Here is a 14,261-nt window from a genome sequence, read left to right as displayed (position 1 = left end):
GTGGCGCGCAGTGTCGCACGCAGCTTTTGGCATGCCGGAGCTCACGTGCGCGCTGCGCCCGCCGCTGCATCAAGCGCCGCCGCGCTTGCTGGCCAGACGCTCGCGCGCGCCCCGGCTGCGGGCTTTCCACTCGGCCAGCTGTTCGCGCCTTTGCTGCAGGTCCATCTGGCCGCGCTCGGCTTCGCGCTGCAGCTTGTGGAAGCTCTTCAGCCGCGTCGGGTCCAGCGTGTCGCGTACCGCGCAGCCGGGCTCGTTGCCGTGGCTGCAGTTGCGGAAGCGGCAGGCCGGCGCCAGCCGGGCCACATCGTCGAAACCGGCGGCCAGATCTGCCTCGTCGGCATCCAGCGCCAGGCCGCGCAGGCCGGGCGTGTCGATGATGCAGGCACCCTCAGGCGTGCGGTGCAGGCTGCGCGCCGTGGTGGTGTGGCGGCCGCGGCTGTCATCGGCGCGTACGCCGCCAGTGTCCTGCAGGGCCAGGCCGCACAGCGTGTTGGTCAGCGTGCTCTTGCCCGCGCCGCTGGAACCCAGCAGCACCAGCGTGCTGCCTGCGGACAGCCAGGGCACCAGTTGCAGGCGCGCTTCCGGCTGCGTGCCGTCCAGCGCCAGCACTTCCACGGCGGCGCTGTAGGCCAGGTGGGCGCGCAGGCGCTGCATGCGCTGGCCCACGAAGTCGCACTGGTCGGCCTTGCTGAGCACTACCACGCTGGCCACGCCAGCGGCGCGCGTCAGCAGCAGATAGCGGTCCAGGCGCGCCAGATTGAAGTCATGGTCCAGCCCCATCACCAGCAGGGCGGTGTCCACATTGGCCACCAGCGCCTGCAGCCGGCCGGCGGGCGTGCGCCGGCTCAGCGCGTTGAGCGGCGGCACGCGCTGGTGGATCCAGTCGTCTTCGGCCACCAGCACCCAGTCGCCCACGGCCAGCGCTTCGCCGCAGGCCTGCAGCTCGCGGCTGAGTTCGGGCACGCAGCCAGCGCTGCGCGCACCGGCGGCGTCGGTGATGGTGTAGCGGTCGCGGTGGACCTCGGTGATGCGGGCCGGCCAGGTGCCGGTGGTGTCGCGCAGGCTGGCCAGGCGGCTCAGCAAGGCATTGTTGAGTCCCAGGCCACGCAGGGCCGTGAGCGTCTTGGAGTCGAGTTCGAGCATGTCGAGCACATCGCTTGATGAGAGCCCGGCACGGCGGCCTTGGTGGCCGTCGCGCAGGCGCGATCAATCCAGCCTGAACCAGGGTTCAGGTGCGGGAGGTGGGGCGATGTCGGCCGCGGCTGCGGCGCTCAAGTGATGCTCAGGAAGCCACGCGAGGCGTGGCGTGCCGGACTCAGGCGTGGCGCGGGAGCGCAGCCGACAGGAGGTGGGCAATATCAGTCTTGGCCATGGTGTGCTCCTGTGTGAGTGGAAGGAAGGGACGTAGTGTGCATCCGCGCTGGCGCAATGGTCAAGGCGCTGTCAGCGCCGCGCCACATCAATCGGGGCTGAAGAAGTAGACCTCGTGGATCAGCCCGTCGCGGCAGTGATAGACCACCATCACCGGCTGTGCCTCGGCGCTGCGGCCATGCACCCACTCATAGTCCACCACCTTGCTGCCCATCACCAGGCGCTCGCGCACCTCGGCACGGATGGCAGGGTTGGCAAAGGGGCCGCCCGCATAGCTTTCGCGGAAGCTGCTGATGCCCGAAGTACGCGGCATCGGGTCGGGCATCCGCCAGACGCGCACCTCCTCGGCGTAACAGGCGCAGAACGCGTCCAGATCCTTGGCGTTGTAGGCATCGAGCTGGGCCTGGGCCAGCTCGGCAGGGCTGCGCGTTGCGTTGTTGCTGGGTGAAGTCATGAGTTGGAAGCGTACTTGATGCTGCAGCCATAGGCTTGCGAGCTGCTGCGGCCCACCGGCTTTCCGGCGCGTAGATCGGCCAGGGCCAGGCGCACGAACTGATCGGCCCGGGCGATGTCTTCGTCGCGCGCGCTCGGGATGCTGTCGATGCCGCCGGCATAGGCCAGTCTGCCTTCGGGCGTGATGACGTACATGTGCGGCGTCGTGCGGGCACCATACAGCCGGCCGATCTGGCCGGTCGGGTCGAGCAGAACCGCCGCGGGCTTGGCGCTGCGCTCGGTGTTAAGCCGCAGCGCTGTGGCACCGTCGACATGGCCTTGCGTGGCAGGCGCTGACGAGATGATCTGCAGCCAGACCACGCCCTGGCCGGTGGCGTCCTGCTGCTGCTGCGGGATGTTGCCACTCCGGTAATGCTTCTTGACGTAGGGGCAATCGTGGTTGGTCCATTCCAGCACCACGGTCTTGCCGCGCAGGGACTTCAGCTCCAGGGTTCGGCCGTCGGCGGTGCTGGCGCTGAAGTCGGGTGCAGCCTGGCCGATGCTGGCTGTCGCGACAGCCAGACTGGAAAGCGCAGCCAGCGCGGTGCCACCCATCAGTCGCAGGACGAGACGACGAGCCGCGAGGCGCGAGTGCTGGACAGTCTTGAGCATTTCGGGTCTCCAGGCAAACGCAAGCTGCGTGCAGTGTCGCATCCGATTCGAGTCCCCAAAAAGCAAAGGGCCACCAGACGGTGGCCCTGCTTACCGGACAAGAAGCGACGTTTATGGTGTCGCCTCAAGACGGCTTCCTCTGGCGCTGGTGACGGGTTCCAGTTTTCTGCCCAATCTGCAGCCGGTTTGTCGCCTTGGATGCCTTGCATTGTGCCCCTCGTTTGTGACGTTGATTTGACGATGAGCAAAGGTTTCGCAGGCCAGTTCTTCGTCTGCAGCCGGCGCTTGCAAGGCCGGCGTCAGGCCAGCCGGCTCAGCAGCAGGCCCAGCACCGCGCAGGCCGCGATGACCTCCAGCACCGAGCGCTTGAAGCGCAGCAGCGCCACGGCCGCTGCTGCGGCCAGCAGCGCGGCGACAGCGTCGAAGCGGCCTTCGAGGCCCTGCGGCCACAGCAGGTGGTAAGCGAAGAACAGCGCCAGATTCAGGATCACGCCGACCACGGCCGCGGTGATACCGGTCAGCGGGCCGCTGAACTTGATGTCGCCATGGGTGGACTCCACCAGTGGCCCGCCGGCCAGGATGAAGACGAAGGAGGGCAGGAATGTGAACCAGCTCACCACGCAGGCCGCCAGCGCGCCGGCCAGCCATTGGCGATCCGGGCCCAACAGTGCGGCCAGCTCGGGGCTTTGCCAGGCGCCGACGAAGCCGACGAAGGCCACCACCATGATCAGCGGCCCGGGCGTGGTTTCGCCCAGCGCCAGGCCGTCCATCATCTGCGTGCCGCTTAGCCAGCCCTGCTGAACGACCGCGCCCTGGTAGACATAGGGCAGCACCGCGTAGGCGCCACCAAAGGTTAGCAGTGCGGCCTTGGTGAAGAACCAGCCCATCTGTGTCAGCACGCCTGAGCCGCCTTGCCAGGCCAGCAGCGCCGCCATCGGTGCCAGCCACAGCAGCGCGCCAGCGAACAGGACCAGGGCCAGGCGCAAGCCCTTGAAGCGTGCGTGTGGCGGGCTTGGGGTGTCATCGTCGATCTGGGCAGCAGCATGGGTGGCCTGGCCAGCAGCCTGGCCGCCGCCCGGGCTGAAGCACTGCGGCGCCAGCCGTGCGCCGATCGCACCAGCCAGCGCCGCGGCGGCCACGATGGCGGGGAAGGGCAGCTTCAGCGCGAAGATGGCGACGAAGGCCGCCGCCGCGATTGCCCACAGCCAGGCGTTCTTCAAGGTGCGCTGGCCGATGCGGTGCGCGGCCTGCAGAACGATGGCGGTGACGGCGGCCTTGATGCCGTAGAACAGTCCGGCCACCAGGGGCTGGTCGCCGAAGGCCATGTAGAGCCAGGACAGCAGGATCAACAGCAGTAGCGAGGGCAGCACGAACAGCGCGCCGGCGGCGATGCCGCCCCACGTGCGGTGCATCAGCCAGCCCAGGTAGGTGGCGAGCTGCTGCGCCTCGGGGCCGGGCAGCAGCATGCAGTAGTTCAGCGCGTGCAGAAAACGCCGTTCGCTGATCCAGCGCCGCCGCTCCACCAGCTCAGCATGCATCAGGGCAATCTGCCCCGCCGGGCCGCCGAAGCTGATGAAGCCAAGCTTGAACCAGAAGCGCAGCGCTTGGCCGAGAGGGATGGGGCTGTCGGGCAGGGAGGACATCGGCCCGCAGCCTACCCGATGCGCAAGGTCGGCAATGTGTCAGCGCACGCTGATCTGGTCGAATACGCCGCCGTCGTCGAAGTGCGTCTTCTGCGCCGCGCGCCAGCCGCCAAACACCTCGTCCACCGTGATCAACTGGGTGTGGGCGAACTGCTTGGCGTACTTGGCGGCAACCTTCGCGTCACGCGGGCGGTAGAAGTGGCGGCCGGCGATGTCCTGACCTTCGGGGGTGTACAGATACTCCAGGTAGGCCTCGGCCAGCTTGCGCGTGCCGCGCTTGTCGACCACCTTGTCGACGACAGCCACCGGTGGCTCGGCCAGGATGGACAGGGACGGCGTGACGATCTCGAACTTCTGCGAGCCCAACTCCTTGACCGCCAGGTAGGCCTCGTTCTCCCAGGAGATCAGCACGTCGCCGATGCCGCGCGCGGTGAAGGTGGTCAGAGAGCCTCGTGCGCCCGAATCCAGCACCTTTGTGTTGGCATAGATGCGCTTGACGAGGGCCTTGGCGGATTCGCCATTGCCGCCCGGCTGCTTCAAGGCGTAGGCCCAGGCCGCCAGGTAGTTCCAGCGCGCGCCGCCCGAGGTCTTGGGATTGGGCGTGATCACGTCGATGCCGCTGCGCGCCAGATCCGGCCAGTTGGTGATGCCTTTCGGATTGCCTTTGCGCACCAGGAAGACGATGGTCGAGGTGTAGGGGCTGCTGTTGTTCGGCAGGCGCTTCTGCCAATCGGCGGGGAGCAGCTTGGCCTTGTCATGGATGGCGTCGATGTCGTAGGCCAGGGCCAGTGTCACGACATCGGCATCCAGGCCGTCGATCACCGAGCGGGCCTGCTTGCCCGAGCCGCCGTGCGATTGCTTGACGCTGAGGCTTTCGCCGGTCTTGGCCTTCCAGTGCTTTGCGAAGGCGGCGCTGAAGTCCTGATAGAGCTCGCGCGTCGGGTCGTAGGAGACGTTGAGCAGCGTGGCCTGGGCTTGTACGGCGGCGGCGCTGCCGAGCAGCAGCGCGCTGGCCAGGATCGTGTAGAGGCGACGGTTGATCTTCATGGCAATGGTTCAGCAAGGGAGGCGATGGGAACCCTCACTCTATGCAGTGCCCGCGGTGGCGGGAACCAAGAACTTCTGCATTGCTTAGCAGCCGTCAATGGAAAGCTGACCTTGCGTCAGCGCCGATGGCTCAGCTCAGTCCACCGACAACGCCGCCTTCACCGCATCCTCGTCGAGATCAGCCGCGCACTCTTGCAGGAAGCGGTAGGCGTAGCCGCGCAGATAGTGGCCGCGCTTGAGCGCGATGCGCGTGGTGTTCTGCGGGAACAGGTGCGCGGCGCTGATCAGCTGCAGGCCGGCGTCGCGCTGTGGCTCGAAGGCCATGGCCGCGATAATGCCCACGCCCAGTCCGACCTGCACGTAAGTCTTGATCACATCGGCATCCAGCGCCGACATCACCAGGTCCGGCGTCAGGCCGGCGGCGGCGAAGGTGGCGTCGATCCGCTCGCGGCCTGTGTAGCCCTCGTGGTAGGTGATCAGTGGCAGTTCAGCGAGTTGCTCGATCGTCATCGGCTCTGGCTGCTGCGCGAGCGCGTGGCCCTGCGGCACGACGATCGCGTGGTGCCAGTCGTAGAAGGGAAACGTGACGAAGGCATGGTTCTTGTCCAGTGCCTCGGTGGCGATACCGACATCAGCCTCGCCGGAATCCAGCATCGCGACGATTTCGGCCGGGCTGCCCTGGTGCAGCACCAGGTGCACCTTGGGGAAGGCGGCCTTGAAGCGCGCCACCACTTGCGGCAGGGCATAGCGCGCCTGCGTGTGGGTGGTGGCAATCGTCAGCTGGCCGGTGTCGGCGTCGGAGAACTGGTCAGCCAGGCGCTTGATGTTGCGTGCGTCCTGCAGCATGCGGTCGACGATCACGGCCAGTTCCTTGCCCGGCTCGGTCAGCCCCAGCAGGCGCTTGCCGCGCCGCACGAAGAGCTCGACGCCCAACTCGTCCTCCAGGTCCTTGATGTGCTTGGAGACGCCGGACTGCGAGGTGAACAGCACCGCGGCCACATCGGTCAGGTTGAAGTTCTGCTGGACCGCCTCGCGGATGATGCGCAGTTGCTGGAAGTTCATGAACCCGGTGGCACCCTGTTACTTATGCGGCCTCGAACAGGCTCAAGCGCGAGGCTTGCAGGCGCACCGCCTGGCCGGACTGCAGCTGCAGCAGCTCGGCCTGCTCGCGGCTGAGCTCAGCTTCAAGGTGCTGGCCATCCGGCCCGGTCAGCTCGACACGCGCTGCAGCGCCGAAGCTCAGCACGCGCTCCACGCGTGCTGCGAGGCCCTCGGCGCCGGGCGTCGTGAGGATCTGCAGTTCGTGCGGGCGTGCATAGGCCTGCAGCAAGGCGCCGTTCGCCGGGGCCAGTTCATGCGCCTGGCCGTGGGTCAGCGTGTGCTCGCCGATGTGCAGCCGGCCGTTCTCGCTGCGACCCTCGAAGCGATTGACTGCGCCAAGGAAACCATAGACGAAGGGCGTGGCCGGGCGTTCGTAGACTTCCTGCGGTGTTCCCACCTGCTCGACGCGGCCGTGGTCCATCAGCACCACGCGGTCGGCCACCTCCAGCGCTTCTTCCTGGTCGTGGGTGACGAAGATGCTGGTGATGTGCAGCTCGTCGTGCAGGCGGCGCAGCCAGCGGCGCAGCTCCTTGCGTACCTTGGCATCCAGTGCGCCGAAAGGCTCGTCCAGCAGCAGCACGCGCGGCTCAACCGCCAGTGCGCGCGCCAGCGCGATGCGCTGACGCTGGCCACCGCTGAGCTGCGGCGGGAAGCGGTCGGCCAGCCAGTCGAGCTGGACCAGGTTCAGCAACTCATGCACTTTCTTCTTGATGGCCGCCTCGCTGAGCCTTTCCTTGCGCGGCTTGACGCGCAGGCCGAAGGCCACGTTGTCGAACACCGTCATGTGGCGGAACAAGGCGTAGTGCTGGAACACGAAGCCGACCTGGCGCTCGCGCACATGGGTGTCGGATGCGTCTTCGCCATCCAGCAAGACCTGACCCCGGTCGGCCGTCTCCAGCCCCGCGATGATGCGCAGCAGCGTGGTCTTGCCGCAGCCGGAGGGGCCGAGCAGCGCGACCAACTCGCCGGTGGGGAAGTCCAGGCTGACGTCGCCCAGCGCGGTGAACGCGCCGAAGCTCTTGTGGATGTTCCTGACTTGAATGCTCATGACAGCCCCTCGTCCGATGCGTGCTTCTTCTGATCCCCCGAGAGGATCTGGGCTGGCTTGGGAGCGGCCCGGCGCGCGGCCCGTTCCGCTTTGGTGGCGATAGTCATCATTGGACTTCCTTGATGGCAGCGGCGTGCCGCCATTCGACGATTTGTTTCAGCACCAGCGTCACCAGCGCCAGCAGCGCCAGCAGAGAGGCCACCGCAAAGGCAGCGGCGAACTGGTACTCGTTGTAGAGGATCTCGACATGCAGCGGCAGCGTGTTGGTCTGGCCGCGGATATGGCCGGACACCACGGACACGGCGCCAAACTCGCCGAAGGCGCGTGCATTGCACAGGATCACGCCGTACAGCAGGCCCCATTTGATGTTGGGCAGGGTCACTCGCCAGAAGGTCTGCCAACCCGAGGCGCCCAGCACGGTGGCGGCTTCCTCCTCGTCGCGGCCCTGGGCCTGCATCAGCGGGATTAGCTCTCGGGCGACGAAGGGGAAGGTGACGAACAGTGTCGCCAATACGATGCCGGGCACCGCGAAGATGACCTTGATGTCGTTCGCCTGCAGCCAGGGACCGAACCAGCCCTGCGCGCCGAAGATCAGCACATAGACCAATCCGGCCACCACCGGCGACACCGAGAACGGAAGGTCGATGAAGGTGATCAGCAACTGCTTGCCGCGGAAGTCATGCTTGGCAATGGCCCAGGCCGCGCTGACGCCGAAGACCAGGTTCAGTGGCACGGAGATGGCGGCCGCCAGCAGCGTCAGCTTGATGGCGGAGACGGCATCCGGCTCGATCAGTGCGGCCAGATAGGTGTCCCAGCCCTTGCGCAAGGCCTCGGTGAACACCGCCACCAGCGGCAGCACCAGAAAGAGGGCGAAGAAGGCCAGGCCCAGGCCCAGCAGCGTGCGCCGCACCCAGGGTGCCTCGCGCGTGGCCGGGTTGCTCTGGTAGCGGCCCTTGGCAGCGCCCAGTGAAGAAACAGCGCCTGACATTATTTGCGTCCTTCCTGGCCCATGCGCCGGCTGCTCCAGGCCTGCAGGCCGTTGATCGCCAGCAGCAGCACGAAGGAGAACAACAGCATCACCGTGGCAATGGCAGTGGCGCCGACGTAGTCGAACTGCTCAAGCTTGGAGATGATCATCAGCGGCGTGATCTCGCTGACCATTGGGATGTTGCCGGCGATGAAGATCACCGAGCCGTATTCGCCCACGGCCCGTGCGAAGGCCAGCGCGAAGCCGGTCAGCAGACTGGGCAGCAGGATGGGCAGCACGACCATGCGGAAGGCTTGCCAGCGCTGCGCGCCCAGTGAGGCTGCAGCCTCCTCAAGCTCGGTCTCCATGTCCTCCAGCACCGGTTGCACCGTGCGCACCACAAAGGGCAGGCCGATGAAGATCAGCGCCACCAGGATGCCCAGCGGCGTGAAGGCCACCTTGATACCCAATGGGGCGAGCAACTGGCCCATCCAGCCATTGCCGGCGTACAGCGCCGTCAGCGAGATGCCGGCGACCGCCGTCGGCAGCGCGAACGGCAGATCGATCAGCGCGTCGACGATCTTCTTGCCGGGGAACTCGTAGCGCACCAGCGACCAGGCCAGGACCAGGCCGAACACCACATTGATGCTGGCCGCCAGCAGCGCGGTGCCGAAACTCAGCTTGTAGGACGCAATCACCCGCGGCGCGGTGGCTGCGGCCCAAAAGGCGTCGAAACCGTGGCCGGCCGCCTTGAAGAAGACCGCCGACAGCGGGATCAACACCAGCAGTGACAGGTAGAACAGGGTGAAGCCCAGAGTGGGCGCGAAGCCCGGCAGCACGCGGCGCGGCTTGCGCCGGGGCGCAGCGGCGGCGGCGCCGGGCGCGCTCAGAACGGCAGCGTTTGTCATCGCGAAACCACGCTCAGCGCTTGAGGACCAATTGGTCGTAGACACCGCCGTCGGCGAAGTGCGTCTTTGTCACGGCCGTCCAGCCCCCCAGCAGCGAGTCCACCGTGAAAGTCTTGACCACAGGGAAGCGCGCTGCGTTGGCCTTGGCGACCGCCGCGTCACGCGGGCGGAAGTTGTGCTTGGCGATGATCTGCTGGCCTTCGGGCGAGTAGAGGAAGTCCAGATAGGCCTTGGCCGCTGCCGCCGTGCCTTTCTTGGTCACCACCTTCTCGACCACGGCCACCGGGGCCTCGGCCTCGATCGTGATGCTGGGGTAGACCACGTCGAACTTACCCTTGCCGACTTCGTTCTCGATCAGCTCGGCTTCGTTCTCGAAGGTCACCAGCACATCGCCGATGTCGCGCTGCGTGAAGGTGGTCGTCGCGCCGCGGCCGCCGCCGTCCAGCACCGGCACATTGGCCAGCAGCTTGGCGACGAAGTCGCGCGCCTGGGCATCGTTGCCGCCCTTGGCGATCACCGAGCCCCAGGCTGCCAGATAGGTGTAGCGGCCGTTGCCCGAGGTCTTGGGGTTGGGCACGATCACCGAGACGCCGGTGCGGGTGAGGTCAGCCCAGTCCTTGATGGCCTTAGGGTTGCCCTTGCGCACCAGGAAAACCGTGGTGGTGGTGTAGGGTGCTGCGCCATTCGGGAACGCTTTGCGCCAGTCGGCGCGGATCAGACCCTTCTCGGCTAGCAAATCCAGGTCGGTAGCCTGGTTCATCGTCACCACATCGGCTTCCAGGCCGCTGGCGACCGACAGGGCCTGGCGGCTTGAGCCGCCATGGGACTGGGTGACCGTGACGGTTCGGCCGGTCTTGGCCTTGTGCTGCGCCGCGAAGGCGGGATTGATGTCCTTGTAGAGCTCGCGGCTCACGTCATAGGACACGTTGAGCAATTGAATGTCCCCGGCCGGCTGTGCCAGCACGGCTTGCGGTGCGAGTGCGGCGCTGCCAAAGGTGGCAAGGGCGATCAGGAGGTGGCGGCGATCTGGCAGGTTCATGGCGGAGCTTCAACAAGAGTCAGGCCGTGAGAGTGCCAAGCGGAGCCAGTTTTGGGAACGATTGATTTCTTCTTTGCTTATTCGAGGCCGTGGCTTGTTGATGCCTCGTCTGACCGGCCGCCTGCCGTGCCGCCGGCGGTTGCAGGCCGGGTCGGGTGCTGTGGGCCGGTCTGGCCGATCAGCCGCGCAGTCGGCGGCGGCTGGCCCAGCCCAGCGCCGCCAGGCCGGCCAGCAGCAGCGCAATGCTCTGCGGTTCGGGCACGGCGTTGTTCGGGGGCACGAAAGGCTCGTGGCCCAACTCGAAGGCTTGCGAGACCGATTGACCGATCACCGTGCCTTCCACATGGCCCTGGCCGCGGAAGTCGGCCTTGGGTGCGAGGATGCTGCCCCACACAAAGGTGTTGATGGAGATCTGGCTGGCATCGGTGAAGTTGAACAGCACGCGGCCACCCAGATCATCGAACAGGCCTTCGAATCCGCCGGTGAAGGCGATAGCGCCGCTGCTGCGCACATTGATCACCGCCCAGGAGTCGGCTGCCACATCACGCAGCTCCAGCGTGCCGATGGCCAGCTTGCCGTCCCAGCCGGGCTTGGCCAGCAGATCGAAGAAATCGATCACACCGCTCCTGCCAGAACCCGTCAGGCGGGTATCGGACCACGGGGCCTCGACCTTGCCGGTGCCACGCTGGCTGCCGAGCTCCACGGACAGCTGGCCCAGCTGTGACTTGGCCTGCGCGAAGTCGATCACGCCGCTTTGCTGGCGCAGATCCATGCCGGCCGTTGCGCCGCTGAGGCGGCCGCCGTAGACGCCGTAGCCCGGCGCTTTCGCGTAGCCGGTGATCGGGCCGACCGATGCGTTGGTGTTGGTGGCAGCCGTGGGGCCGTTGAAGATGCCGCCATTGCTGTTGAAGTGGGCGTTGCCGCCGACCACCAGGCTAGGCCCGCTGGAGCCATGCGCGTTCCGGTAGCCGATCGAGCCATTACCGGTGAAGTTGCCGCCCACCGCCAGGCGCCCCTCGACGTCGTTCTGGGCTTTCACATCGCCGAAGAAGAAGCCGCTGTAGCCCTGGGCGGCGCCGAGGCTCAGGACCGGTGCAGCGAGCGCACGGGTGCTGGCCAGACCCACCATCAGAATTGCTACCAAAGAGATACCAATAGTTTTGCTGGTGAGGCCGAGTGCTTGTTTCATACCATGCTCTTCGTTAATCAGGAGGTGCGGATGGGCCTGTTTCATGGGCGCAGCGCATTCTTGAGCGATGGGGTGATCAGGGATACCCCGTGTGTGAGTGGTATTTGATTGGTTTGTGTCCTTGTTCACGCGCCAGCGTCGGGGCGTCTAGAAAAGTTGGCCCTGCCCGGCCGGCGTCTTGTCCTTGCGCACCGGGCGGCGCGGGCTGGGCGGCAGGCCGCTCTTTCTTGAGCCATGCTTGTGCTGGATGGCCTCGGCCTCGGCGCGGGCCTCGCCGGTGCGGCGCAGCGCGTAGAGCTTGTCCTTGATGGCCGCCAATGCGGCCCGCTCGTCGACGATCGGTGGCGGGTAGGCGGGGCTGCCGATCTCGGGCACCCAGCGCCGGACGTAGAGGCCTTGCGGGTCGTGGTCGCGTGCCTGCTTGGCGGGTGAGTAGATGCGCAGCGTGTTGATGCCGGTGGTGCCTGACTGCATCTGCATCTGGCTCCAATGGATGCCGGCCTCGAAATCGAGAAACTGCCGGGCCAGGAACAGCCCGGGCTCGCGCCAGTGCAGGCCCAGGTGATAGGCCGCGAAGCTGACCAGCATGGCGCGCATGCGGAAGTTCAGCCAGCCGGTGGCCCGCAGCTGGCGCATGCAGGCATCGACCATGGGATAGCCGGTGCGGCCTGCGCACCAGGCCTGTAATCGTTCCTGGTCGACCGGTTCCGGATGCCGTCCGTCACCGGCGCGCAGGCCATCGACCGAGCGCGCGACGTTGCGCCACTCGATGGCTGGCTCGTCTTCGAGCTTCTGCATGAAGTGGCAATGCCAGCGCAGGCGGCTGGCAAAGCCGCGCAGCGCGTAAGCCAGCTGCCGGTCCGAGGTGGTGGCGATGCGGGCCTCGGTGGCCTGGTGTACGCAGCGCATCGAGATGGTGCCGAAAGCCAGGTGCGCGCTCAGGCGGCTGCAGCCCTCGGCGGCGCTCAGCGGGCTGGACAGGGCCTGGCGGTAGTCTCGTCCCCGACCTTCCAGAAAGCTCGCCAGGGTGGCCCAGGCGGCGCGCTCGCCGCCAGCGGGCATCGCGGTCTGTGGCACAGGCAGTCCGAGTTCATGCAGGCTGGGCAGGGCCTTGGGCAGCAGGCTGGTGGCTGGCTTGAAGCCGCTCGCGTCGCGCGCCTCGGGTGCATTCATGCGCTGCGCCCAGCGGCCGGCCCAGCCAGCACGTGATTGCAGCCGGCGCACCACGCCGGTTTGCGGCGATTCGAGCCAGAGCACACCCTGGCTGCGGCACCAGACGGCCACAGCCCGATCGCGCGTGTAGCTCCAGCTCGGGCCGGTTTCCTCGTGGCTGAACAGATGCGTGAAGGGAAACTCGCGCCGCAGCGACTGCAGCACGCCCGGCATCTCGCCCTGGCGCACCAGCATGCGCAGCCCGCGCCTCGCCAGCTCGGCCTGCAGCTCGGCCGCACAGTCCAGCAGGAAGGCGACATGGCGCGGGTCGCACTCGGGGCTGCCCAGCCACTGCGGCTCGATCACCAGCAGCGCCAGCGCCTGCTCGAAGTGCAGCGCCTCGGCCAGCGGCGCGTGGTCGCGCACGCGCAGATCACGCTTGAACCAGACCAGGGCCGCCGGCTTCATGCCGGCAGGTCGTCGCCGCCTGACGCGCCCGGGGCTTGGTTTGGCAAGGCCGCCAGCTGTGGTTCTTCTGGGCCGATCGGTGCATGACACATCTTGATGCCATCCCACTGCTGGCCGCACCAGCAGCGGCCTTGCGTGTCGATGATGCATGTGCCGCTGCCGCAGCAGCGTGGGTCGTCGCTCATGGCGTTCTCCTTACTTCACCAACGGCCGGATGGTGGTGAATCCGCCGTCGACTGCGATCACCTGGCCGGTGACACGGGACGATGCCGCGCTCAGCAGCCAGGCCATCACATCGGCCACCTGTTCGGCGGATTGCAGGCCGCCCAGCGGGTATTGCCGCGCGGCGCCGTCGCGCATCGCCGGCAGCTTCAGCATGCTGGCCGTCATCGGTGTCTCGGTCATGCCGGGTGCGACCGCGTTGATGCGCAGGCCTTGCGCGGCATAGGTGGCGGCGGCGCTGCGCACCAGTGCCTCGACGCCGCCCTTGGCCGCCGCGATAGCCTCATGGTTAGCCACGCCGATGCGTGCCACCACCGAACTGGCGAAGACCGCCGCGCCTGGCCCACCCTGCAGCGCGCCCACCCAGGCCTGCAATATGAAGAAGGCGCTGTCGAGGTTGACGCGCATCACCTCCCGGTAGGCCTCGGCGCGGGTGCGATGCAGCGGCGCGATCAAGGTGCTGCCTACGCAATGCGCCAGCAGGCCAGGCGCGGCGCCGAGCGCCTCCTCGCAGGCCGCGAGGGCCAGCGCGGCGCCTTCGGGGGTGCTGGTGTCGGCGCTGATGCGCAGCGTGGCCTCAACCTCGGCCAGGCGATCGTCGTCGCGTCCGACGGCGACGACGCGGTGGCCTGTGGCCAGCAGTTGACGGGCCAGGGTGCGGCCGATGCCACCGCTGGCACCGGTGATGAGGGCAATGGAGTTCATGGGCGGATCGCTTTCGTGAAGAGGTGTGAGGCAGCTTGATCAGGCGGGTCGGTCGAGGTGGGCTGCCCAGCGCTGCAGCCGCGGCCGCAAGCGCAGGAACAGGCGATAGGCGCGCTCCATCGTCCAGGCCACACCGGGCAGGCGACCGAGCCGGGCCAGCCAGCGCCAGCCAGGCAGCGCGGCCCACAGCGCCAGAAAGGCGGCAGCACCGCTGAGCAGTTGGCCGTCGGCGGCGCGCACATGGAAGCGGGCCATCAGCTGTGCGCGCGTCGGGCCGCTCACGCCATCAGGTAGCGG

The 14,261-nt window shown here is 67.3% G+C and carries 15 protein-coding genes; all 15 read right to left on the bottom strand.

The window, feature by feature from the left end:
* Positions 1-69: 69 nt before the first annotated feature.
* Positions 70-1,143, bottom strand: a complete 1,074-nt coding sequence (rsgA, locus tag ACIQ67_RS06635; protein ID WP_397533574.1) for a ribosome small subunit-dependent GTPase A — start codon at positions 1,141-1,143, stop codon at positions 70-72.
* A 316-nt stretch (positions 1,144-1,459) separates the two neighbouring features.
* Entirely contained in the window at positions 1,460-1,825 is a 366-nt protein-coding gene (locus ACIQ67_RS06630; RefSeq protein ID WP_397533573.1) for a nuclear transport factor 2 family protein, read from the bottom strand.
* Complete coding sequence (locus ACIQ67_RS06625; protein ID WP_397533572.1) at positions 1,822-2,475, bottom strand: redoxin domain-containing protein; 654 nt, start codon at positions 2,473-2,475, stop codon at positions 1,822-1,824. The genes ACIQ67_RS06630 and ACIQ67_RS06625 overlap by 4 nt, the downstream gene beginning before the upstream one ends.
* Positions 2,476-2,774: 299 nt before the next feature.
* Positions 2,775-4,118: a chromate efflux transporter gene (gene chrA / locus ACIQ67_RS06620; RefSeq protein WP_397533571.1), complete on the bottom strand. Its 1,344-nt coding sequence runs from the start codon at positions 4,116-4,118 to the stop codon at positions 2,775-2,777.
* A 39-nt stretch (positions 4,119-4,157) separates the two neighbouring features.
* Positions 4,158-5,165, bottom strand: coding sequence for a sulfate ABC transporter substrate-binding protein (locus ACIQ67_RS06615; protein ID WP_397533570.1), 1,008 nt, complete (start codon positions 5,163-5,165; stop codon positions 4,158-4,160).
* Positions 5,166-5,300: 135 nt separating this feature from the next.
* Positions 5,301-6,227, bottom strand: a complete 927-nt coding sequence (locus ACIQ67_RS06610; RefSeq protein WP_397533569.1) for a CysB family HTH-type transcriptional regulator — start codon at positions 6,225-6,227, stop codon at positions 5,301-5,303.
* Between the two features lie 22 nt (positions 6,228-6,249).
* The gene (locus ACIQ67_RS06605) at positions 6,250-7,314 is read right to left on the bottom strand and encodes a sulfate/molybdate ABC transporter ATP-binding protein (RefSeq protein WP_397533568.1); all 1,065 of its coding nucleotides are present in this window, start codon (positions 7,312-7,314) and stop codon (positions 6,250-6,252) included.
* Positions 7,315-7,420: 106 nt separating this feature from the next.
* The gene (cysW, locus tag ACIQ67_RS06600; RefSeq protein ID WP_397533567.1) at positions 7,421-8,302 is read right to left on the bottom strand and encodes a sulfate ABC transporter permease subunit CysW; all 882 of its coding nucleotides are present in this window, start codon (positions 8,300-8,302) and stop codon (positions 7,421-7,423) included.
* Positions 8,302-9,189 carry a sulfate ABC transporter permease subunit CysT gene (cysT, locus tag ACIQ67_RS06595; RefSeq protein ID WP_397533566.1) on the bottom strand — a complete coding sequence of 296 codons (888 nt, stop codon included), beginning with the start codon at positions 9,187-9,189 and terminating at the stop codon, positions 8,302-8,304. The genes cysW and cysT overlap by 1 nt, the downstream gene beginning before the upstream one ends.
* Positions 9,190-9,202: 13 nt before the next feature.
* On the bottom strand, positions 9,203-10,228 hold the full coding sequence (locus ACIQ67_RS06590) for a sulfate ABC transporter substrate-binding protein (RefSeq protein WP_397533565.1): 1,026 nt from the start codon (positions 10,226-10,228) through the stop codon (positions 9,203-9,205).
* A 178-nt stretch (positions 10,229-10,406) separates the two neighbouring features.
* Entirely contained in the window at positions 10,407-11,417 is a 1,011-nt protein-coding gene (locus ACIQ67_RS06585) for a collagen-binding domain-containing protein (protein WP_397533564.1), read from the bottom strand.
* 147 nt (positions 11,418-11,564) lie between these two features.
* The gene (locus ACIQ67_RS06580; protein ID WP_397533563.1) at positions 11,565-13,037 is read right to left on the bottom strand and encodes an FAD-binding domain-containing protein; all 1,473 of its coding nucleotides are present in this window, start codon (positions 13,035-13,037) and stop codon (positions 11,565-11,567) included.
* Positions 13,034-13,222 (bottom strand): hypothetical protein, encoded by a 189-nt coding sequence (locus tag ACIQ67_RS06575; RefSeq protein ID WP_397533562.1) that lies wholly within the window; start codon positions 13,220-13,222, stop codon positions 13,034-13,036. The genes ACIQ67_RS06580 and ACIQ67_RS06575 overlap by 4 nt, the downstream gene beginning before the upstream one ends.
* 10 nt (positions 13,223-13,232) lie before the next feature.
* Positions 13,233-13,964, bottom strand: a complete 732-nt coding sequence (locus ACIQ67_RS06570; protein ID WP_397533561.1) for an SDR family NAD(P)-dependent oxidoreductase — start codon at positions 13,962-13,964, stop codon at positions 13,233-13,235.
* 39 nt (positions 13,965-14,003) lie between these two features.
* On the bottom strand, positions 14,004-14,261 hold a 258-nt coding region (locus ACIQ67_RS06565), incomplete at its 5' end, for a DCC1-like thiol-disulfide oxidoreductase family protein (RefSeq protein WP_397533560.1).

Origin of the sequence: Roseateles sp. (assembly GCF_044373315.1) — a bacterium.
In the GTDB taxonomy this organism is placed as follows: Bacteria; Pseudomonadota; Gammaproteobacteria; order Burkholderiales; family Burkholderiaceae_C; genus JACDQM01.
The sequence above is the reverse complement of the archived record's forward strand: the minus strand, read 5'-3'. Positions and strand labels throughout refer to the sequence as shown.